This window comes from Saccharopolyspora gloriosae (genome assembly GCF_022828475.1).
GTDB lineage: Bacteria > Actinomycetota > Actinomycetes > Mycobacteriales > Pseudonocardiaceae > Saccharopolyspora_C > Saccharopolyspora_C gloriosae_A.
This window is the reverse complement of sequence record NZ_CP059557.1, coordinates 1,417,354-1,437,561: the sequence shown is the minus strand read 5'-3', so window position 1 is coordinate 1,437,561 and position 20,208 is coordinate 1,417,354. Positions and strand designations below refer to the sequence as shown.

General features: G+C 70.0%; 16 protein-coding genes and 1 riboswitch. Of the genes, 6 read left to right on the top strand and 10 right to left on the bottom strand.

What is annotated here, in order from left to right; translation table 11 throughout:
* Positions 1 to 96: 96 nt before the first annotated feature.
* On the bottom strand, positions 97 to 294 hold the full coding sequence (locus H2Q94_RS06225) for a DUF397 domain-containing protein (protein WP_243793054.1): 198 nt from the start codon (positions 292 to 294) through the stop codon (positions 97 to 99).
* Positions 291 to 1,217 carry a helix-turn-helix domain-containing protein gene (locus H2Q94_RS06220; protein WP_243793052.1) on the bottom strand — a complete coding sequence of 309 codons (927 nt, stop codon included), beginning with the start codon at positions 1,215 to 1,217 and terminating at the stop codon, positions 291 to 293. Before H2Q94_RS06220 ends, H2Q94_RS06225 begins: the two co-directional genes overlap by 4 nt.
* A 216-nt stretch (positions 1,218 to 1,433) precedes the next feature.
* On the opposite strand from H2Q94_RS06220, the gene H2Q94_RS06215 reads away from it, so the two are divergent.
* Positions 1,434 to 1,724, top strand: a complete 291-nt coding sequence (locus tag H2Q94_RS06215; RefSeq protein WP_243793050.1) for a hypothetical protein — start codon at positions 1,434 to 1,436, stop codon at positions 1,722 to 1,724.
* A 42-nt stretch (positions 1,725 to 1,766) separates the two neighbouring features.
* Here H2Q94_RS06215 and H2Q94_RS06210 read toward each other — a convergent pair whose 3' ends face one another.
* Entirely contained in the window at positions 1,767 to 2,492 is a 726-nt protein-coding gene (locus tag H2Q94_RS06210; RefSeq protein ID WP_243793048.1) for an alpha/beta hydrolase, read from the bottom strand.
* A gap of 257 nt (positions 2,493 to 2,749) precedes the next feature.
* Between H2Q94_RS06210 and H2Q94_RS06205 the strand changes: the two genes are divergently transcribed.
* Positions 2,750 to 4,474, top strand: coding sequence for a CocE/NonD family hydrolase (locus tag H2Q94_RS06205; protein ID WP_243793046.1), 1,725 nt, complete (start codon positions 2,750 to 2,752; stop codon positions 4,472 to 4,474).
* 266 nt (positions 4,475 to 4,740) lie between these two features.
* Here the strand turns inward: H2Q94_RS06205 and H2Q94_RS06200 are convergent, their stop codons facing one another.
* Positions 4,741 to 5,100 (bottom strand): beta/gamma crystallin domain-containing protein, encoded by a 360-nt coding sequence (locus tag H2Q94_RS06200; protein WP_243793042.1) that lies wholly within the window; start codon positions 5,098 to 5,100, stop codon positions 4,741 to 4,743.
* Positions 5,101 to 5,487: 387 nt separating this feature from the next.
* Positions 5,488 to 6,579, bottom strand: coding sequence for a cobalt-precorrin-5B (C(1))-methyltransferase (locus H2Q94_RS06195; RefSeq protein WP_243793040.1), 1,092 nt, complete (start codon positions 6,577 to 6,579; stop codon positions 5,488 to 5,490).
* A 34-nt stretch (positions 6,580 to 6,613) separates the two neighbouring features.
* On the opposite strand from H2Q94_RS06195, the gene H2Q94_RS06190 reads away from it, so the two are divergent.
* Positions 6,614 to 7,363, top strand: a complete 750-nt coding sequence (locus H2Q94_RS06190) for a cobalt-precorrin-6A reductase (protein WP_243793037.1) — start codon at positions 6,614 to 6,616, stop codon at positions 7,361 to 7,363.
* Here H2Q94_RS06190 and H2Q94_RS06185 read toward each other — a convergent pair.
* The 3 genes from H2Q94_RS06185 to cobG are packed head-to-tail and all read right to left on the bottom strand — an operon-like array spanning position 7,351 to position 10,957.
* Entirely contained in the window at positions 7,351 to 8,913 is a 1,563-nt protein-coding gene (locus H2Q94_RS06185) for a precorrin-2 C(20)-methyltransferase (protein WP_243795563.1), read from the bottom strand. The genes H2Q94_RS06190 and H2Q94_RS06185 overlap by 13 nt on opposite strands.
* A gap of 8 nt (positions 8,914 to 8,921) precedes the next feature.
* The gene (locus H2Q94_RS06180; RefSeq protein ID WP_243793035.1) at positions 8,922 to 9,587 is read right to left on the bottom strand and encodes a precorrin-8X methylmutase; all 666 of its coding nucleotides are present in this window, start codon (positions 9,585 to 9,587) and stop codon (positions 8,922 to 8,924) included.
* Complete coding sequence (gene cobG, locus H2Q94_RS06175) at positions 9,584 to 10,957, bottom strand: precorrin-3B synthase (RefSeq protein WP_243793034.1); 1,374 nt, start codon at positions 10,955 to 10,957, stop codon at positions 9,584 to 9,586. Before cobG ends, H2Q94_RS06180 begins: the two co-directional genes overlap by 4 nt.
* 511 nt (positions 10,958 to 11,468) lie before the next feature.
* A riboswitch (cobalamin riboswitch) is annotated at positions 11,469 to 11,604 on the top strand.
* 121 nt (positions 11,605 to 11,725) lie between these two features.
* Between cobG and cobN the strand changes: the two genes are divergently transcribed.
* A complete protein-coding gene (gene cobN / locus H2Q94_RS06170; protein WP_243793033.1) occupies positions 11,726 to 15,340 on the top strand; it encodes a cobaltochelatase subunit CobN in 3,615 nt (1,204 codons plus the stop codon).
* A 57-nt stretch (positions 15,341 to 15,397) separates the two neighbouring features.
* Here the strand turns inward: cobN and H2Q94_RS06165 are convergent, their stop codons facing one another.
* A complete protein-coding gene (locus H2Q94_RS06165; RefSeq protein ID WP_243793022.1) occupies positions 15,398 to 15,616 on the bottom strand; it encodes a hypothetical protein in 219 nt (72 codons plus the stop codon).
* Between the two features lie 137 nt (positions 15,617 to 15,753).
* On the opposite strand from H2Q94_RS06165, the gene H2Q94_RS06160 reads away from it, so the two are divergent.
* Together H2Q94_RS06160 and H2Q94_RS06155 are read left to right on the top strand one after the other, a co-directional pair.
* On the top strand, positions 15,754 to 16,563 hold the full coding sequence (locus H2Q94_RS06160; RefSeq protein ID WP_258718703.1) for a helix-turn-helix domain-containing protein: 810 nt from the start codon (positions 15,754 to 15,756) through the stop codon (positions 16,561 to 16,563).
* Positions 16,564 to 16,580: 17 nt separating this feature from the next.
* A complete protein-coding gene (locus H2Q94_RS06155) occupies positions 16,581 to 16,778 on the top strand; it encodes a DUF397 domain-containing protein (RefSeq protein ID WP_243793020.1) in 198 nt (65 codons plus the stop codon).
* 1,054 nt (positions 16,779 to 17,832) lie between these two features.
* Here the strand turns inward: H2Q94_RS06155 and helR are convergent.
* Positions 17,833 to 20,022 carry an RNA polymerase recycling motor ATPase HelR gene (gene helR / locus H2Q94_RS06150; protein WP_243793019.1) on the bottom strand — a complete coding sequence of 730 codons (2,190 nt, stop codon included), beginning with the start codon at positions 20,020 to 20,022 and terminating at the stop codon, positions 17,833 to 17,835.
* Between the last annotated feature and the right edge of the window lie 186 nt (positions 20,023 to 20,208).

Genomic DNA, 20,208 nt, shown 5'->3' with positions numbered 1-20,208 from the left:
GGCCCACCCGCCCGCTCGCAGTGGCCGAACGGGCCGTTCACTCCCCCGTTCGACCAACGGGATCGGGTGAAGGCGGCGTTCACCTCGACGGCGCGGTCAACGGTCGAAGGCGCCGTGGTGGGCGCTCGTGGTGAACGACGCCCATTCCGAGGCCGTGAACACCAGGACCGGGCTCGCCGAACCGAGCTTGGAATCCCGCACTCCGACGCGATCGGCGGCCGAACCCACTTCGACGCAACCGTTCGCGGCATGGCTGCGGCTGGACTTCCGCCAATTCGTGAAGCGGTCGGTCATGCGTGCTCCTCCAGTGCTCGTTTGATCAGGTCGTTGGAATCGGACGACTTCAGCGCCTTCACCTTCAGCTCGTCGAAGGCCGCTCGGAACGGCGCCACGGCAGACGGTTGTTCGTAGTAGAGGACTTCGATGCGGTTCTCCACGTACGCGGTGCCGAGTTCATGATCGAACTCCGGCGGGTAGGTCAGGAGCATGAACGCACCGTCCACACCGGCCAGCAGACCTTCCTCGAACGGTAGGACCCGGATCTCGATGTTCGGCTGTTCGTTCCACTCCAGCAGCGACGCCAGTTGCTCGGTCTGCACTTCACGGCCGCCGTTGAGGTAGCGCAGGGACGCCTCGCTGATGATCGCGTGCACCGCGGGCGCTCTCCCGCTACCGAGAACTTCTTGCTGCCGGGCCATTCGGAGCTCGACGCGACGTTCGCGGTCCTTCTTGCGCAGTTTCGGCGCACCGCCCCGGATGATCGCGTCCGCGTACGCCCGAGTCTGGAACAGACCCGGCACCAGGTGCGTGTCCCAACTTTCGATCTTGTCCGCCATCGTCTCGACACCGAGGAACAGCTTGAGGTACTCCGGCAGCGCATCTTCGGAGTCGAACCTGATCCACCAGTCGGTGCTCTTCCTGCTGCGGTCCCGCAGCGACAGGAAGAAATCCACGCGGTCGGGGGCTCCGTAGAAGCGGAGCAGGGTTTCGAGTTCCAGAGGTTGCGGCATGCGGCGGCCGACTTCGAAGTGGCCGATGTTCTGGATGCTGCCGTGGATGGCTTTCGCCGCTTCGGCTCTGGTGATCCCGTTGCGTTCGCGGAGCCGCGTCAGCTCCCCGGCGATCCAGCGTTTCAGCGCCGTCGGACTCGTGCTCACCCGCTGCCCTTCCCATGTCGTGGCGTAAGGAGTGTGCCCGTACACGGCGACCAACATCATCACCCGATCAGGGATCTAGTCCGGAACACGCGGCGAATGTAGCGTGCTCCACATCAGTGATCGAGCCCGGATGCGGCCGTTTCACCAGGCAGGAGAACGAAATTCCCTCCCCCGTTGTTCTCCGCCTGGCACCACCGGTGGGGCCGGGTCGATCCGCCCCGACGCGGCTCGGCCCCACCGGTTCCCCGATCCCCTCTGTGGAACGGAGTTCGCGCCATGAACGCGATCGGAAACCTGCAATGCCTCGTCACGCAGGGATTCCGGGGCGTTCCGATGCACGACGACGTCGGCGATCTGGACGCCCTGATGTACGTGCGGCACTGGCCGTCAGGCGTGGTCGACGTGGTGATCGTGTACTCGCACGAGGAGGCTTTCGCCTACCGCGCGAGCGGACTCGACCCGCGTCTGCCGCTGCTGAACGCCTCGGCGCGGGTGCTTTGGCGGCAGGCGGGCCACCCGGACGCGGTCACCACCGCCGCGCTCGGCCTCGGCCTGCGTTCGTCCTGAACCAGCGAACGCGACCGGCCGAACCCGGCAGGACGCACCGGGTCAGCGGCTCAACTTCCGCGTCACCCAGGCCATCGCCTGCGTCACGGCCGCCCGCGAACTCGGGGCGTGGTCGAGGATGTCGAAGGAGTGGCGACCTTCCGGCACGTCGATCACGTCCAGTTTCGCGCCGCGCTTGTCCGCCTCCGTGGTGAACGTTTCGACTCCGGCCGCGAACCCGGGCTCCTCCTTCCCCGCCCTGGTCAGCAGGATCGGCAGCGCGCCCGCGGACGCCAGCGCCTCCACCGGCCGGAACCGGGCGTCGACGTCCCATCCCGGCGGCGGCACCAGCACCGGGTAGCTCGCCGCGACGCAGCGCAACCAGTCGGGCGGCCCGCCGATCCAGTCGGCCGTGAGCAGTCCCCCACCGGAGAAGAACCACAGCGCCACCCGGCCGGAATCCACTCCGGGCAGCTCCCGCGCCTGATCGACGGCCGAGGCGAGTGCGTCCGCCGCCGTCGCGTAGTCGGCCGTCGAGTGCAGCGGGTGGTCGAGGGTGATCCCGACGGCCCCGTTGCTCGCGGCCAGCGATCCGTAGCCGCGGAACACCGGCCATTCCCGCGGACTCGGCTGCAGCTCGGGCGGCAGCGGACCGCCGTGCACGAACACGATCGCCGGAAGCGGCTCGGCCGAGCCTTCGACCGGCCGGTAGACGTCGATGGCGCCCGCCCGCTCCGGTTCGATCTCGGCCACAGGGAGCACGAAGGGCTGCAGGTGCGGTGGGGTCACCAGCCGATCTCACCAGCGGGATCGTTGCCGCGCAACGGATTGAAGACCTTGACGGCTGGCGAATCCGGTTCGGGCGGGTGCGAAGGCGGATCGGACGCGACCCGCCCCGGCACCACCTCAGCCGAACACGGACAGTGTCCTGTTTCACACGTCGGCGATGTTGAGTGTGCCGTTGCGGCCGGGTGTCTGCTGACTTTCACGATCACCAGCCGCCCGGCCACTCGCGGGCGGGGAACCCCGCCACTCCGGAGGAAACCGTGAAGAGAACCCGTGCGGCCACGTGGGCCGCCTCCGCGCTCGCCACCGCTCTAGCGCTGACCGGCACGTTCGCCGCGACGGCGTCCGGCACGACCACCGTCGCCACCGCCGACGACCCGGTGACGCACGAGGAGAACGACCGCGTCCCGGAAGGTTCCGTCTGGACGCAGCACTACTTCCCGTCCGCCGACGGCTCCGGCACCGAGCTGCACGCCGACGTCCTGCTGCCGGAAGGGCTCACCGAGGGCGAGCAGGTGCCGGTCATCATGTCGGCCGGTTCGTACTTCGGGCACTCCGGCGAGCTGAGCGAAGAGGGTTTCGAGCACACCGGGCCGTCCGGCCGCTTCAACGACTTCATCGAAGGCACCGACCTGTTCAACCGCGGCTACGCCTTCGTCATGGTGGACACGCGCGGCTTCGGCGGCTCCACCGGCTGCCTCGACTTCGCCGGTCCCGGCGAGCAGGCCGATGTGCAGGCCGCGATCGACTGGTCCGCGACCCAGCCGTGGTCGACCGGGGCCGTGGGCATGTACGGCAAGTCCTACGACGCGATCACCGGTCTCGTCGGCAACAACCTGGACCGGGACGCGCTCAAGGCCGTCGTCGCGCAGGAACCCATCTGGGACCTGTACCGCAACATCCACTCCAACGGCGTCCCGCGCACGACCGCCACCACCGTCCCCACCAGCTACAACAACCTCGCCACGCTGCCCCAGCTCCCGGACGACGACCCCCGCTACCTGGCCAACGCCGCGCACGAACAGGCGCACCCGGAATGCCTCCTGGACAACACCGCCGGCTACCAGACCGGTGATCGCGAGTCTCGGTACTGGAAGGATCGCGATCTCGCCGAGCAGGCGAAGGGCACCGACACCCCGCTGTTCGTCACCCAGGGCTTCCTCGAATGGAACACCGAAGCCGAGGCGATGCAGGAATACCTCGACAACCACCAAGGCCCCGAACGCGGCTGGCTAGGCCCGTGGGACCACAAGCGCGGCAACGACCGCACCCCGGACGGCCGCCTGGAGATGGGGCGTGCGGGGTGGTTCGAGGAGACGATCTCCTTCTACGACCAGCACCTCAAGGGCATCGAACCGCCGGTCGCGCACCCGAACTATGCCGTCCAGGACAGCACCGGCTCCTGGCGCGCTCAGGAGACCTGGCCCGTCGTGGACGCCCCAGCCACCATCGCCCTCGGCGGCGGATCCTATGTGGACGACGGAGCGGAAGGCGGCCCCACGGCCGAGAACACCTTCACCAGGTTCTCCGAGCCGGTCGCGCAGGACACCCGCCTCACCGGCACGCCACGGATCTCGCTGAACACCGAGGGACGCGGCAACGCCATGGTCCAGCTCTACGACGTCGCCCCGGGCGGTGAGGCCGTCATGTTCGACGAGCAGGTCTCCGTGCTGGGCTCCGGCGACACCACCTTCGACCTCAAGTCGACCGACTGGACGCTGCCCGCGGGGCACTCGCTGGCCGTCGGCGTCGGCACCGTCCAGCCCAGCGGCAGCACCGCCCCCGTGCGCGACTGGATCGACACGCCCTCCCGCGAGACGATCAAGGTCAACGACGTCCGGCTCGACCTGGCCTTGGACGACCCGGCCGACGACACCGCCACCGAAGGCGGCCGGGCACCGTGGCTCGACAGCTACCTGCTGCTGAACACGAAGAACCTGCCCCTCGGCGACCCGTCGTTCACCCTGCTTCCGGCCCGCCCCTGACCGGCGAATCCGCCACTTCCGAACAGAGCGACGGGGCGGGGCGCTCGACGCGAGCCCGCCGAGCGCAATCGATGCGCATTCAGCAAAGCGGCGCACCGGGAAAGTCGCGGCCCGACGACGGCAATTGCCGGCCACGCCCCGAAAGGCGTGGCCGGCAATTTCACGCAAGGCGCGATCAGATTGACCCCGCGGGGAATCCACCCTGAGAAACGACTCCCGATATCGGGCAGAGAAAAGGACCGCGCTGATCACCGATCGCTGATCGTTCAGACGATTTCGATGGCGTTGATCTTCGCCTCGGGATCGATGTCCTTCACGGTTCCCGGCTCGTACCGCGTCTGGTCACCGTTGTTGTCGTAGAGGATCACCGCGTTGTTGCCCGTGGAGATCCGGTCGACCCACCAGCCGCCGAACTCGGTCTTCCCGCCGTTCGCGTAGCAGTCCACGCTGTCCTGAGGCGGGAGCGTGGGGCTGTGCGACCAGATCTTCAGGAAGTTCTCACCTGGAGTGCACTCGACCTTGTCGATGGCGAACGCCGTTCCGGCCGGACCGACCATGCTGAACGCGGCGGCCGCGGCGAGCGCCGCGACCGCGGTGCTCGCACCCTTCTTCGTCTTCGAAAGCACAAAATCTCCTTGAATCGAATTCACAACCACGAACTCACTTCGTTACCAGCACCGGTGCGTCGTGCCGAACAAGCGTCTCGAATTCGACCGTCACCATCAATCACCTCAACCACCCCGAGCACGTTGGGGCACCTATCCATTCCCTTCCGCTCGTTCACGCATACCGCACCGCCAGATCACCGTCCCCGCGATACAAGGGAATACCACGAAATCCCGCGCGAATACTTCCGGCACCATTCAGAGCCGATTCGGATACCATCCCAGTCATTGTCGAAAACTTTCACCGAATAAGAAGTTTTGCCTCGCCGGGTCGTAAATCCCGCCACTACACCGATGAATATGACGCTCACCGATCGAGAGGCCACACCGCCGAGCGCCCGTGCACCGCTACGCGAACGGGGCGTGGCCGACGAGGTCTCCGGCGCGGTTGATGACCAGGATCTCCACGTCGATCGGGGCTCCCTGCAGCGTGGTCAGGGAGAAGTCGCGGGCTCGGGTGGCGATGAGGTCGCCGAGCGGGATGCCCGCCTCCTGGCAGAGGGTCAAAGCTTCCAGGGCGGTGTTGGCGTTGCGGATGCGGTGGGTGAACTCCGCGGAACCGCCGGAGTCGCCGACGATGTTCGCCAGCAGGGCGAAGTTCACCTGGGACCGCTTCGAGTGCAGGTCCAGGTGGCCGTCGGCGAGCTTCGCGAGCTTGCCGATGCCGCCCGCGATCGTCAGGCGCGGCACGGGATTGCGGCGCAGGTACTTCAGCACCGCCCCGGCGAAATCGCCCATGTCCAGCAGCGCTTCCGGAGCGAGTTCGTAAGTGCGCTCAACGAGTTTCTCCGAGGTGCTGCCGGTGCAGCCGGCGACGTGGCGCAGGCCTTCCGCGCGGGCCACGTCCACGCCGCGGCGGATGCTGTCGATCCACGCCGAGCACGAATACGGCACCACGACTCCGGTCGTGCCCAGGATCGACAGGCCGCCGAGGATGCCCAGGCGCGGATTCCAGGTGTGGCGGGCCAGTTGCTCGCCGTCCTCGACAGAGACCTCCACGATCACGTCGCCGGTTCCGCCGTGTTCGGCGGCGACCCGTTCCACGACCTCGCGGATCAGCTTGCGCGGCACCGGGTTGATGGCGGGTTCGCCCACGGGCAGCGGCAGGCCGGGCTTGGTCACCGTGCCGACACCGGCACCCGCGCGGAACACGACTCCGGCGCCGGGTTCGGCGGGACGCACCGTCACCGACACCACGGCTCCGTGCGTCACGTCCGGGTCGTCGCCCGCGTCCTTCACGATCGCCGCCATCGCCGAGTCGGCTTCGAGGCGCTCGCGGGCGAGGGCGAACGCGGGCCGGTGGCCCTTCGGCAGCACGATCTCCACCGGATCGGGGAAGGTCCCGGTCAGCAGCGCCGTGTACGCGGCGGCCGTGGACGCGGTCGCGCACGCGCCCGTCGTCCACCCGTAGCGCAGCGCGGAGCCTTCCTGACCAGTCATGATGCCGCCTCCTTCACCGTGAAAGGGTGCACGCATGCACAGCAGCGACGCGACCGGGGTGCGGCGAGTCCTCATCCTCGGCGGCACCGGTGAGGCCCGCGAGCTCGCCGCGCGGCTCGGCGACGACGCGGGCGTGCGCGTGATCTCGTCGCTGGCGGGACGAGTCCGGGACCCGAAGCGGCCCGAAGGCGAGGTCCGCGTCGGCGGATTCGGCGGCGCCGACGGACTGGCCGCGTGGCTGCGCGAGCACGCGATCAACGTCGTGGTCGACGCGACGCACCCGTTCGCCCAGGTCATCACCGCCAACGCCGTGCGCGCCTGCGAACTCGCGGGCGTCCCGCTGCTGGTGCTGCGCAGGCCCGCGTGGGAAGCGGAACCGGGCTGGCACCTGGTGGATTCGATGGACGCGGCGGCCGCCGCGCTGCCGGGGCTCGGCGAGCGGATCTTCCTCAGCACCGGGCGGCAGGGCGTGGGCCGGTTCGCGCATCTCGACCTGCGGTTCCTGCTGCGCGCCGTGGACCCGCCGGAGCCGCCGCTGCCGCCGCACCTCACGACGCTGCTGGCGCGCGGACCGTTCACCTTCGGCGCCGAAGTGGCGCTGCTGCGCGAACATCGCATCGACGTGCTGGTGACGAAGAACAGCGGCGGGCCGATGACCCGCGCGAAGCTCGACGCGGCGCGGGAACTCGGCGTCACGGTGGTGATGGTGCAGCGACCACCGGAACCCCGAGCGCCCGCCACCAGCGTCGACGAAGCGGTGCGGCAACTGCGTCACGCCGGATAGCGGCGCGGGGTGAACACCTTGCCGCCGACCTCCCGCGTCGTCGAGGAGCCGATCACCAGCAGGCAACGCATGTCCACATCGGACGGATCGAGCTCGCCGAGCGCCACCGTCCGGACCGATTCCCGCGGTCCGCCCACATCACGGCCGATGATCACCGGGGTTTCCGGGGCGCGGTGTTCGAGCAGCACGTCGCGTGCGGCGCCGACCTGCCAGGTGCGGCTGCGCGAGGCCGGGTTGTAGATCGCCATCGCCAGGTCGGCCTTCGCCGCCGCCGCCAAGCGCTCGACGATGATCTCCCACGGCTTCAGCCGATCCGACAAGGACAGCACGCAGTAGTCGTGGCCCAGCGGAGCGCCGATGCGGCTGGCGACCGCCTGCGCGGCGGTCAGGCCCGGCAGCACCCGCACCGGGACGTCGGCGAACCGGTCCTCCGCCGCGACCTCCAGGACGGCGCTGGCCATCGCGAACACGCCCGGATCACCGGAGGACACGACGGCGACCCGCGAGCCGCGCCGGGCCAGGTCCAGTGCGAACTCGGCCCGCTCCGACTCGACGCGGTTGTCGGAGGCGTGCTTGCGCTGGCGCGGGTTCGTCGGCAGGCGGTCCAGGTAGGGGCCGTAACCGACGAGTTCGTCGGCGGCGGCAACGGCCGTGTAGGCCTCCGGCGTGGTCCATTGCGGACCTGCGGGGCCGAGGCCCACGACCACGACCTCGCCGGCGGTGGAGGGCGCCGCCGAAGCGGGCGCGGCGATCTCCGCGGAGTCCGCCCGAGCCGCGGCGGGCACCGGAACTCCCGCCGCGTCCGTCAGGTTCAGCGGGCTGTCCGAGTTCACCGGGCTCGGCAGCAGCGCGAGGGAGAAGTACGGCACCGACGCCGGATCCACCTCGCTCAGCGGCAACAGCCGCTGCCGCTCGGTGGTGGCGCGCTCCACGAAGTACGCCTCGTCGAGTCGCCCCGCCTTCTCGAACGCCTCCTTCACCCCGTCGAAGGTGCGGCCCAGCTTCATCACCGCGGCCGCGTCCGTCGAGGCCAGGTGCTCGGCGAGCTTGTCCGGCTCCAGCGTCCCCGGCAGCACCGTCAGCACCTCGTCGCGCTCCGCCAGCGGACGGCCCAGCATCGCGGCCGCGCCGCTGACCGAGGTCACCCCGGGGATCGCGGCCACGTCGAACCGGCCCACCAGGCGCTTGTGCATGTGCATGTAGGAGCCGTAGAAGAACGGGTCGCCCTCGCACAGCAGCGCCACGGTGCGACCGGCCGCGAGGTGCGCGGCGAGGCGTTCGGCGGCGTCGGCGTAGAACTCGTCGATCGCGCCCTGGTAGCCGCCCGGGTGGTTCGTGGTCTCCGTCGTCACCGGGTACACCAGCGGTTCCTCGACCTGACCGGCCCGCAGGTACGGCTCGGCGACGGAACGCGCGATGCTGCGGCCGTGCCGGGCGCTGTGATAGGCGATCACGTCGGCTTCGCCGATCAGCCGCGCCGCCTTCACCGTCACCAGCTCCGGATCGCCCGGTCCGAGCCCGACGCCGAACAACCTGCCTGCCTGCTCCACGGTGCTGCTCACTCCTGTTCGCTCGCGATCGCGTTGATGGCGGCCACGGCCATCGCGCTGCCGCCTCGGCGGCCGTGCACCACGAGGTGCTCCAGCTCCGGGTGGTCGGCCAGTGCCTGCTTGGACTCGGCGGCGCCGATGAATCCGACGGGCAGGCCGAGCACGGCGGCCGGTTTCCCGGCCCCGGCGTCGACCATCTCCAGCAGCCGGAACAGCGAGGTGGGCGCGTTGCCGACGGCCACCACCGCGCCCTCCAGCCGGTCCCGCCACAGCTCCATAGCCGCCGCGCTGCGGGTCGTGCCCAGTTCCTGCGCCAACTGCGGGACCTGCGGGTCGCCGAGGGTGCAGATGATGTCGTTGTCCGCCGGGAGCCTGCGCCGGGTGACGCCGGCGGCGACCATCGCTGCGTCGCAGAACACCGGGGCGCCACCGCGCAGCGCCGCGCGGGCGGCCAGGACCGCGTTCGGCGACCAGGCGATGTCACCCACCAGATCGACCATGCCGCAGGCGTGGATCATGCGGACGGCGACTCCGGCGACTTCCGGTGGCATGCCGTCGAGTTCCGCTTCGGCGCGGATCGTGGCGAAGGAGCGGCGGTAGATCTCCGCGCCCTCCCGGATGTACTCGTAGCCACCGGCGCCCTCGGCTCCGGCTGGGTTGGGTCCGGTACTCACACTGCCCTCCGTGCCGCTTCGAGCGCGGCGGATAACTCGCCGGCGGGTTCGCCGCCGACCTCGTAGCCGGCCTCGGTGGCCAGCACTTCCACTCGGTTCCCGGCCGGTCGGCCGCAGCGGCGCGAGCAGCCCGCCCAGTGCACCGGCAGCGAGCCGGGCCTGGCGGCGCGCACGGCGTCGGATCGCACGTCGGCGAGGGACTTGGCGCAGCCGGGACGCCCGGTGCACGCGGTGACCCCGGCCAGCGGCGCGGCGGCGTCCACCACAAAACCGGCTTCGTCCGATTCGGACAGCCTGGTTTCCGCTTCGCTCTCGGGGATTCCGGGCAGCAGCAGCGTGCGCCACGGGGTGAGGCGCAGCGGACGCTCCAGTGCGGCCAGGGCGGCCACCTGCTCGGCGTTCAACCTGCCCAGCGGGGCTCCCAGCGCGAGGCTCACGTGGCCGTCGCGGCGGTGCAGGACGCCCAGCTCAGCGTGGGTGGAGACGGGTTCGGTGGGAACGTGCGGGCCGGAGTCGTTCGTTGTGCCGGAAGCGGATCCGGTGCGTTCAGCGGGGCCGTCGGCCGCACCGGAGGCGGGCGCAATGCGTCCAGCGGAACCGTCGGCCGCACCGGAGGCGGCCCCGTCCGCTCCGTGAGCGGCCCCGGCGTCGTCGGGGGACGCCGCCGCGCCGGTTTCCGATCCACCGGCCTCCGCCGAGCCGAGTTCGGCGAGGACACGATCGGCGATCAGCCGGGCGCCGTCGGTGAGTTCCGCGAGCCGCCAGCTCGCCGACTCCTGCCGCGCCCGCTCGGCCAGGAACGCCTCCGCGGCGAGCACCGCCGCACGTGCCGCGTCCGCGACGGCGACCCGAATTCCCTTGTCCGCACCGCCTAACAGCACCGCCACCGAGCCGCCGGCGGGAGCCAGCCCGATGTCGGCGGCGAGTCCGGAGACATCGCCCCGGCCGTCGTCCACGGTGAACAGGAAGCGCCCCGGCAGCTCCGCGAGTGCGGGCGCCGCGCACAACCGCTGATCGAGTTCGGCCGCGACCGCGTGCACGTCCAGCGAGCCGACGTCATCGCAGCCGGTGTACGGCGAGGCGATGATGTTGCGCACCCGCTCGTGCGTCGGCGAGGGCAGCAGGCCCGCCTCGGCCAGCCGGTCGGCGAACTCGGCCACGTCACGCGGCGCGATCCCCCGGACCTGGAGGTTCGCCCGCGACGTCAGCTCCCAGCCGCCGTCGCCGAGCCGCGCCGCCGCGGCCAGTGCCCGCACCTGCCGCGCGTCCAGCCGCCCACCGGGCACCCGCACGCGGGCCAGGCCGCCGTCGGCGGCTTCGTGCACCCGCAGCGCGCCGGGGCACGCGTCCGGTTCGGCTCGTCGCGGCACGGCTCTCCCCCGCTCTCGCTGATCGTGGTCGTTCGGAATCCGCAGCGCACGGCGCCGGTCTCCGGTGGTGCGCGGATCTCGCCGCGCACCGGCGGTCGTCGATACTACGGCCCGCCCTCGTTGCGCACGCAAAACGCGATACGCCTCACCGCACAGCACCGCCCCCGGAAGCTCCCACCGCCCTGGGCGCGATTTCGCGCGGAGTTGAACGTGCCCGGTGTGGCCGACACCCACTGCGGACGGCTGTTCCGGCTGATCAGCGGGATCTCATCGCACCGATTCGGGGAGTTCGCCGTGTTCGGGTGGTTCGTTTTCTTGCGAGATCGCGGAAATCATCCGCACCGTGACCGTGCGGCGGGCGATGGCGGTGTCAGCGCGCGGGCAGGGGCAGCAGGTCGTTCGGGGGCGGGCGCGGCGGGCAGGGCGAGTGCGTGATCTCTCGCGCACCAGCGCAGCGGGCCACTTGACGAACGATCGCCCCGTTGCGGAGAGTTGTCGGCGGCGACGAGTGGAGGAAGCCGGTGCGAATCCGGCGCGGTCCCGCCACTGTCACCGGGGAGCGGACTCCGCAATCAGAAGGTCACTGTCCGCGCACGGGCGCGGCCGGGAAGACCGGAGCGAGCACCGATCCGGGAGCCAGGACACTCCGCGCCGCCACCGCCCGGTCCGACACCGGGCGCCGACGACTCCGGGGCGAGGACCCCGAGGAAGGTTGACCATGCGTCCTGTCCGCATGCCCGCGTCCCTGCTCAGCCGGGAGCGTGCCGCATGATCCTGCTGCTGTCCACATCGGACACCGATCTGCTCAGCGCACGTGCCAGCGGTGCGGACTTCCGCCTCGGCAACCCGGCCCGCCTCGGCGTGGACGACCTGCCGCCGCTGCTGGAGGACGCCGACCTGGTGATCGTGCGGCTGCTCGGCGGCCGCCGCGCCTGGGAAGAGGGCCTTGACGCGCTGCTCGCGGGGCCGCGCCCGGTGGTGGTGCTCGGCGGCGAGCAGGCCCCGGACGCGGAGCTGATGGAGTGCTCCACCGTGCCCGGCGGCGTGTGCGCCCAAGCCCACGCCTACCTCGCGCAGGGCGGGCCGGAGAACCTGACGCAGTTGTTCAACTTCCTGTCCGACACGGTGCTGCTCACCGGCCACGGCTTCGAGCCGCCGGTGGAGACGCCGAAGTGGGGCCTGCTGGACCGCGAACCCCGCAACACCGAGGGTCCGAAGGTCGCGGTGCTCTACTACCGTGCGCACCACATGGCGGGCAACACCGCGTTCGCGCACGCCCTCTCCGACGCCATCGAGGACGCGGGCGGCCGGGCGCTGCCGGTGTTCTGTGCCTCGCTGCGCGCCCCGGAACCGGGCCTGCTGGACACGTTGCGCCAGGCGGACGCGCTGATCGTGACGGTGCTCGCCGCGGGCGGCACGAAGCCCGCGACGGCCTCGGCCGGTGGCGACGACGAGGCGTGGGACGTGGGCGCGCTCGCCGACCTGGACGTGCCGATCCTGCAGGGCCTCACCCTCACTTCCAGCCGCGAAGCCTGGCAGGACAACGACGAGGGCCTGTCCCCGCTGGACATGGCCACCCAGGTCGCGGTGCCCGAGTTCGACGGGCGCCTGATCACGGTGCCGTTCTCGTTCAAGGAGAACGACGCCGAGGGCCTGCCGGTGTACGTGGCGGACCCGGAGCGCGCGGCGCGCGTCGCGGGCATCGCCGTCAAGCACGCCCGGCTGCGGTACGTGGAGCCGAAGGACAAGCGGCTGGTGCTGATGCTGTCGGCTTACCCGACGAAGCACTCCCGCATCGGCAACGCGGTCGGCCTGGACACCCCGGCGAGCGCGGTGGGCCTGTTGCAGCGCCTGCGCGAGGCGGGTTACGACATCGGCCCGGAGGACGGCCCCGACGCACTGCCCGGTGTGGCCGCGCAGGACGGTGACGCGCTGGTGCACGCGCTGATCGCCGCCGGTGGTCAGGACCCGGATTGGCTCACCGAGGAGCAGCTGTCCGGCAATCCGGTGCGCATCCCCGCGAAGCGCTACTCCGACTGGTTCGCGACGCTGCCCGAGGATCTGCGGGAGAGCATCGAGGGCCACTGGGGACCGCCGCCCGGCGAGCAGTTCGTGGACCGTTCGCACGACCCGGACGGCGAGATCGTGCTGGCCGCGCTGCGCGCGGGCAACGTGGTGATCATGGTGCAGCCGCCGCGCGGCTTCGGTGAGAACCCGATCGCGATCTACCACGACCCGGACCTGCCGCCGAGCCACCACTACCTGGCCGCCTACCGCTGGCTGACCGACGAGTTCGGCGCGCACGCGATGGTGCACTTGGGCAAGCACGGCAACCTGGAGTGGCTGCCCGGCAAGACGGCGGGCATGTCGGCGTCCTGCGCGCCGGACGCGGCCCTGGCGGATCTGCCGCTGATCTACCCGTTCCTGGTCAACGACCCCGGCGAGGGCACCCAGGCGAAGCGCCGCGTGCACGCCACGCTGGTGGATCACCTGGTGCCGCCGATGGCGCGCGCGGAGAGCTACGGCGACATCGCGAAGCTGGAGCAGCTGCTCGACGAGCACGCCCAGATCTCGGCGATGGACCCGGCGAAGCTGCCCGCGATCCGCAGCCAGATCTGGACGCTGATGCAGGCCGCGAAGCTCGACCACGACCTCGGCTTGGACGAACGTCCGCACGAGGCCGAGTTCGACGACATGCTGCTGCACGTCGACGGCTGGCTCTGCGAGATCAAGGACGCGCAGATCCGCGACGGCCTGCACGTGCTCGGCGCCGCCCCGAAGGGCGAGGCGCGGGTGAACCTGGTGCTGGCGATGCTGCGCGCCCGGCAGGTGTGGGGCGGTCAGAGCGGTGCGCTGCCCGGTCTGCGCGAGGCGCTGGGCATGCTGGAGGACGGCAGCGTCGCGCGCGGCACCGTGGACGACGTGGAGGCGTCCGCGCACGCCCTCGTCTCCGGCATGGAGGAGCGCGACTGGGAGCTCGGCGCCGTCGTCGAGGTGTGCCGCTCGGTGCTGGGCGACTCCCCGGACGACGTGGTGCGGGTGCTGGAGTTCGCGGTCACCGAGGTGGTGCCGCGGCTGGACGCCACGACCGACGAGATGGGCGCGACGCTGCACGCCCTCGAAGGCGGCTACGTCCCCGCCGGGCCGAGCGGTTCCCCGCTGCGCGGCCTGATCAACGTGCTGCCGACGGGCCGCAACTTCTACTCGGTGGACCCGAAGGCCGTGCCGAGCAGGCTGGCCTGGGAAACGGGGCACGCCATCGCGGACTCGCTGATCGAGCGCTACCTCGCCGACACCGGCGAGTACCCGCGTTCGGTGGGCCTGTCGGTGTGGGGCACTTCGGCGATGCGCACCTCCGGCGACGACATCGCGGAAGTGCTGGCGCTGATGGGTATTCGTCCCACGTGGGACGAGGCGTCGCGGCGCGTCAACGGGCTCGAAGTGATCCCGCTCGACGAGCTCGGACGGCCGCGCGTGGACGTGACGGTGCGCATCAGCGGGTTCTTCCGCGACGCGTTCCCGCACGTGGTGACGCTGCTCGACGACGCGGTCCGCAAGGTCGCCGCGCTCGACGAGCCGGACGAGCAGAACTTCGTGCGCGCCCACGCGCAGGCGGACCTCGCCGAGCACGGCGACGAGCGCCGCGCCACCACGCGCATCTTCGGTTCGAAGCCCGGTGCTTACGGTGCCGGTCTGCTGCCGCTGATGGACAGCAAGAACTGGCGCGACGACACCGACCTCGCCGAGGTGTACGCGGTGTGGGGCGGTTTCGCCTACGGCCGCGGCCTGGAGGGCACCGAGGCGCGCGGCGACATGGAGTCCGCGTACAAGCGGATCTCGGTGGCGGCGAAGAACGTCGACACCCGCGAGCACGACATCGCCGACTCCGACGACTACTTCCAGTACCACGGCGGCATGATCGCCACGGTCCGCGCGCTGACCGGCAAGGCACCGGCGGCCTACATCGGCGACAGCAGCCGCCCGGATTCCATCCGGACGCGGTCGCTGACCGAGGAGACCTCGCGGGTGTTCCGCGCTCGCGTGGTGAATCCGCGCTGGCTGGAGGCGATGCGCAAGCACGGCTACAAGGGCGCGTTCGAGCTGGCGGCCACGGTGGACTACCTGTTCGGCTACGACGCCACGACGGGCGTGGTGGGCGACTGGATGTACGAGAAGCTCGCCGAGACCTACGTGCTCGATGAGGAGAACCAGAAGTTCCTCACCGAGTCCAACCCGTGGGCGCTGCACGGCATCACCGAACGCCTCTTGGAGGCGGCGAACCGCGAGATGTGGGAATCCCCGAACCCGGACACCCTCGCGGCCCTGCACGAGGTCTACCTCCAAGCCGAAGGCGACCTGGAGGACGGCCCGGCGAAGGGCTGACCTGATCGAAGTGAACGGACCGTTCGCCCAATCTCGTTGGACGAACGGTCCGTTCACTCATTTCGGAGTGGTGGTGCCGAGGAGTTCGGCGTTGGCGCGGCCGACGGCGCTGGTGAGTTCGGCGAAAGCCTTTTCGGTGAAGTTCAGGGTCAGTCCGTCGCCGCTGCCCCGGAAGTCCAGCTGGACGGATCGGTCCGATTCGGCCTCGTGCGTGATCCTGACCTGCTCGGACAGGCACACGTAGGTGTCGTTCTCGACCGCTCGCTGCTCGCGCATACTGGCCTCCTCTTGATCGATGCTGATCCAGTACACGTACTATTTCAGAGCGCGATTGGTACGGGTACTAAACGATCGAGTGATCCTTTTGAGCAGAAACCGGTCCTAGAGTTGATCTCGTGACTCTGCGACGGTTGATGTTGGGCAGAAGCCTCGAACAGTGGCGAGAAGATGCGGGCGTGACGCGGGCGGATGTCGCCGCCGAACTCGGCTGCACGGCCGACCGGGTGCGTCACCTGGAGAGCGGCCGGAACCTGCCGTCCCGCCCGGACCTGATCGTGATGTGCTCGCTGTACGGGGTATCCGAACAGGACCGCGAGGCACTGCTCGAAACGCGTGCGGGAGCGCGGAAAGCGGGTTGGTGGCAGACCTACCGGCTGCCGAAGTGGCTCGCCGGGTACGTCACCCTGGAGGCGGACGCGACGCGGGCGCGCAACTGGGAAGGTGAGTTGATCCCAGGTCTGCTGCAAACCGAGGCGTACGCCCGGCGGGTCGTCTCCGTCGGCGATCCGACCGTGTCCGAAAGCGAACTGGAGAAGCGAGTCGGCGCACGCAGGCGCAGGCAGGATCGGCTGACGGCGGAGGAAGATCCGCTGGAGTTCGTGGCGCTCATGTCCGAAGCCGCGATCATGCGGTGCGCGGCGGAACGTGACCTCGCCGAGGAGCAGCTCGGGCACCTGCTCGACGTCGGGAAGCGACCGAACGTGTCGATCCGGATCGTGCCGATGGACTCGGGCATTCACCAAGGCATGGCAGGCGGATTCGTGCTCCTGGACTTTCCGCCGGATACGTGGCCTGAAACCGGCTACAAGGAGTACAACGTCGGCGGCCATCTCGTAGATGATCACGAAGCAGTGCGCTCGCTCGCTACGATTTTCGAGGAACTCAGCGCGCGAGCGCTCTCAGAGCGGGAGAGCGCACGCTTGATCTCGCAGCGCAGACCGTGATCTGAAAGGGAGCGGAGATGGATCTCAGGCAGGCTCAGTGGCGCAAGTCCAGCCACAGCTCGGCACATGGCCAGTGCGTTGAGGTCGCGACGAACTTGCCGGGGTTCTCCGCCATCCGGGACAGCAAGGATCCGCAGGGCGATGCGCTCGTCATGGACGCGGCGAGGTTCGCCGACTTCATCCGGTCGACGAAGAGCGGCGGCTTCGACGACTGAGGAGCCGATCACCGGGCCAAGTGAACGGACCGTTCGCCCAACGAGATGGAGGACGAACGGTCCGTTCACTTCTTCGAGGTGTTCCGGGCTCCAGCCGCTCCGCATACCGGCGCCCGGTGGCCATAGCCGGTCCGATGCCGCCGAAGGGTTTCCCGGCTCCGCAAGCTACTCCTGCGCGAGCGGGAACTTCGTCCGCTGGCTCGGGGTTCTCGCGCTGCAACTCCCGACCATTCATGCCGTCCAGGCCGAAAGAATTCGGCCTCTTGCCTCGATCGTACATTTCATCGCCGGTCCGCAGCCGTTTGAAATCTATTGCACGCACAAGTAAACCCGGAGTGAGGCAGGCGGCACGTTGCCAATCGGCAGCATCCGGTACGATCACTCGGTCGTCTGACACAGACGACAGGCAGGACGTAGTCGCCGCTTGTGTCTCCCGGTAGTTCCGCGGATTACCGGGGGATCGCAGACCACCCTGGCACCCCTGATCCGAAAGGGTCAGGCCCAATCGGTCGGCACAACAACGGAGACCAGATGTCCCCGCCAAACAACGAAGAAGGCTCGCCCGAACCTAAGCACGCCAAGCTGCGCGCCTGGGCCAAGCGAGCCCTCCCGATCGGTTCATTCGTCCTCAGCGCCGCCAAGCTTCTGTGGGATGTTCTGAACCGGTAATACGGCGGCCCGTCGCAAACAGCGGCGGGCCGTTTCGTCTTCTCGCCAGCGTTTGTGTCGGGACGCGAGTCGCGTCCCTAGTCAACCCTTGTCGATCGAACGAGACTTCGTTCTTTGTCAACTTCGTGCCGACCGCCAAACAAGACCATCTCTGACAGAAGTCAGTGTACACGGGAGGCGCTCCAGGAATTAGTCCAGGCCGTCCGCAGGCCGTGAGGCGACCCGCCCCCCTTAGACGTCAGTCGGCACTATTGCGAAACGTTCACACTGCTCAGAGCACCTACACGGACACTGCCACACGTCAGCGAACCCCGGTGAGAAGAACGGACCGTTCGTCCAACCGGTTTGGACGAACGGTCCGTTCACTCCGCCAGCATCGGGTTCCCTATGTAGCGCCGCCCCGCTCGGCGAGCCCGGTCAACGCCGACGGCAACGCGCCCGTGTGCAGGACGCCGAGGCGCTGGGTGGCTCGGGTGAGGGCGACGTAGAGCTCGGCCGCGCCGCGCGGGCCGTCGGCGAGGATGCGTTCCGGTTCCACGACGAGGACCGCGTCGTACTCCAGGCCCTTCGTGTCCGCCGCGGTCACCGCGCCCGGCACGTCCGGCGGGCCGATCACGACGCTGGTGCCCTCGTGCTCGGCCTCGGCGCGCACGAATTCCTCGATGGCGCCCGGCAGTTCGTCCTCGGTGACCTGCCGCGACCACGGCTGCACGCCGCAGGAACGGACCGACTCCGGTGGCTTGCCGTCGGGGGCGAACTCGGCGAGCAGCGCGGCGGCGACGTTCATGATCTCCGCCGGGGTTCGGTAGTTCACCGTCAGCGACCGGTACTCCCAACGGCCGGGCACGTAGGGCTCCAGCATCGCGCCCCACGACGTCGCCCCGGCCTCCGAGCGGCGCTGCGCCAGGTCGCCGACGACCGTGAAGGACCGGCTCGGGCAACGCCGCATCAGCACTCGCCAGTCCATTGCGGACAGTTCCTGTGCTTCGTCGACGACGACATGCCGGTAGGTCCATTCCCGGTCGGCGGCGGCGCGTTCGGCGAGTTCGCGGGTGTCGTGCTCGACGAAGCGGTCCGCCAGCTCATCGGCCTGCAGCAGGTCGGTGGCGTAGAGGTGGTCCTCGTCGTCCATCGAGTCCTGGCGGCCGGCGAGCTGGTCCATCACGTCCGACGCGTACTCGGCCTCGGCCGCCCGCTCCCGGTCGGCGGCGCGAGCGGCGCGCTCCTCGGCGGCCTTGTCCCTGCCGAGCAGGTCGACGAGTTCGTCGAGCAGCGGCACGTCCGACACCGTCCACGCGGCACCGTCGGTGCGCAGCAGCGAGGGGTCGGCGCCCGCCGCGCGCAGCCGCTCCGGGCTGGAGTACAGCTCGGCGAGCACGCCTTCCGGGGTCAGCACCGGCCACAGCTCGTCGAGCGCGGCGGTGAACTTCTCGTCGTCGGCCAGCTCCGCCAGCAGCTCCGCCTTCAACCGCTCCCGCGTGGGCCGGTCGTCCCCGCCCGGCCAGCCGCGGGCGATCCGGGAGACCGCCCGTTCGGTCAGCACGTAAGTGATGATCTCCGCGAACACCGCGCGGGCCTCGTTGTGCGGGAGCCCGGAGTCCCGGGCCTCCTGCCGCGCCCACTCGGCGACGTCCGCGGTGATCCGCTGCGAAGTTCCACCCAGCTGCACCGGCAGCGGCTCGTCCGGCACGCGCCGGTGCTCGGCGATCGCCGCGGCGAGCACGTCCAGCATCGCCGGCGAACCCTTCAGCCGCGCGACCTCCGGGACGTCTTCGGCGGTGACGCGCAGGCCGGGCAGGAGGTCACCGGCGGTCATGAACACCACGTCGGATTCGCCCAGCGACGGCAGCACGCGGCCGATGTAGGTCAGGAACTCCGGGTTCGGCCCGACCACGAGCACCCCGTGGCGCTCCATCCGTTCCCGCTGCGTGTAGAGCAGGTAAGCGACGCGGTGCAGCGCCACGACGGTCTTCCCGGTGCCCGGACCGCCCTCGATCACCAGCACCCCCGAATGGTCGAGGCGGATGATCTCGTCCTGCTCGCCTTGGATCGTCGCGACGATGTCGCGCATCCCGGCGCCGCGCGGTGCGTTGACGGCCGCGAGCAGCGCCGCGTCGCCCCGCTCCGCACCGGACGGGCGCCCCAGCACCTCGTCGGTGAACTCGACCAGCTGCCTGCCCCGGGTGTGGAACTGGCGCCTGCGCCGCATGTTCTCCGGAGTGGCGCCGGTCGCCACGTAGAACGGGCGCGACGCGGGCGCCCGCCAATCGAGCAGCAACGGCTCGTACTCGTCGTCCTCGTCGAAGATGCCGATCCGGCCGATGTACGAGCGTTCCTCGGACAGGGAGTCCAACCGGCCGAAGCACAGCCCGTTGTCCGCCACGTCCAGCCGCTTCATCTCCTTCGCCCGCGTCCGCACCTCCACGTCGCGTTCCACGGCCGTTCCGCCGTTGCCCAGCAGCGCCGCGTCGAACTCGCCCTTCACCCGCGCCCGCTCGGCGTCGAGCCGCGCGTAAAGATCGGCCACGTAGTCACGCTCGGACCGCAGTTCTTCTTCGTACCCCTGAGTTGACACGTTCTCCTCATAGCTACCGACCGGCTCCGGTGGGCCGCCATTCGGCCCACCGGTGAGATTCCGGGTGCGACGCCCCGGTTCGACGATCTTCCGCGGGACGCCGGTTCCCCCGGAGTCCCGCAGCCGCACCGCGACACGCGCGTGGCCAACGGCACACACGCTTCGCGACTCCCATTCCCCCAGCGC

What these genes read in the sequence shown, in the direction of transcription:
- H2Q94_RS06225 (WP_243793054.1), bottom strand. Translation starts at nt 294, where the DNA reads ATGACCGACCGCTTCACGAATTGGCGGAAGTCCAGCCGCAGCCATGCC.
- H2Q94_RS06220 (WP_243793052.1), bottom strand. Translation starts at nt 1,217, where the DNA reads ATGATGTTGGTCGCCGTGTACGGGCACACTCCTTACGCCACGACATGG.
- H2Q94_RS06215 (WP_243793050.1), top strand. Translation starts at nt 1,434, where the DNA reads ATGAACGCGATCGGAAACCTGCAATGCCTCGTCACGCAGGGATTCCGG.
- H2Q94_RS06195 (WP_243793040.1), bottom strand. Translation starts at nt 6,579, where the DNA reads ATGACTGGTCAGGAAGGCTCCGCGCTGCGCTACGGGTGGACGACGGGC.
- H2Q94_RS06190 (WP_243793037.1), top strand. Translation starts at nt 6,614, where the DNA reads ATGCACAGCAGCGACGCGACCGGGGTGCGGCGAGTCCTCATCCTCGGC.
- cobN (WP_243793033.1), top strand. Translation starts at nt 11,726, where the DNA reads ATGATCCTGCTGCTGTCCACATCGGACACCGATCTGCTCAGCGCACGT.
- H2Q94_RS06165 (WP_243793022.1), bottom strand. Translation starts at nt 15,616, where the DNA reads ATGCGCGAGCAGCGAGCGGTCGAGAACGACACCTACGTGTGCCTGTCC.
- H2Q94_RS06160 (WP_258718703.1), top strand. Translation starts at nt 15,754, where the DNA reads ATGTTGGGCAGAAGCCTCGAACAGTGGCGAGAAGATGCGGGCGTGACG.
- H2Q94_RS06155 (WP_243793020.1), top strand. Translation starts at nt 16,581, where the DNA reads ATGGATCTCAGGCAGGCTCAGTGGCGCAAGTCCAGCCACAGCTCGGCA.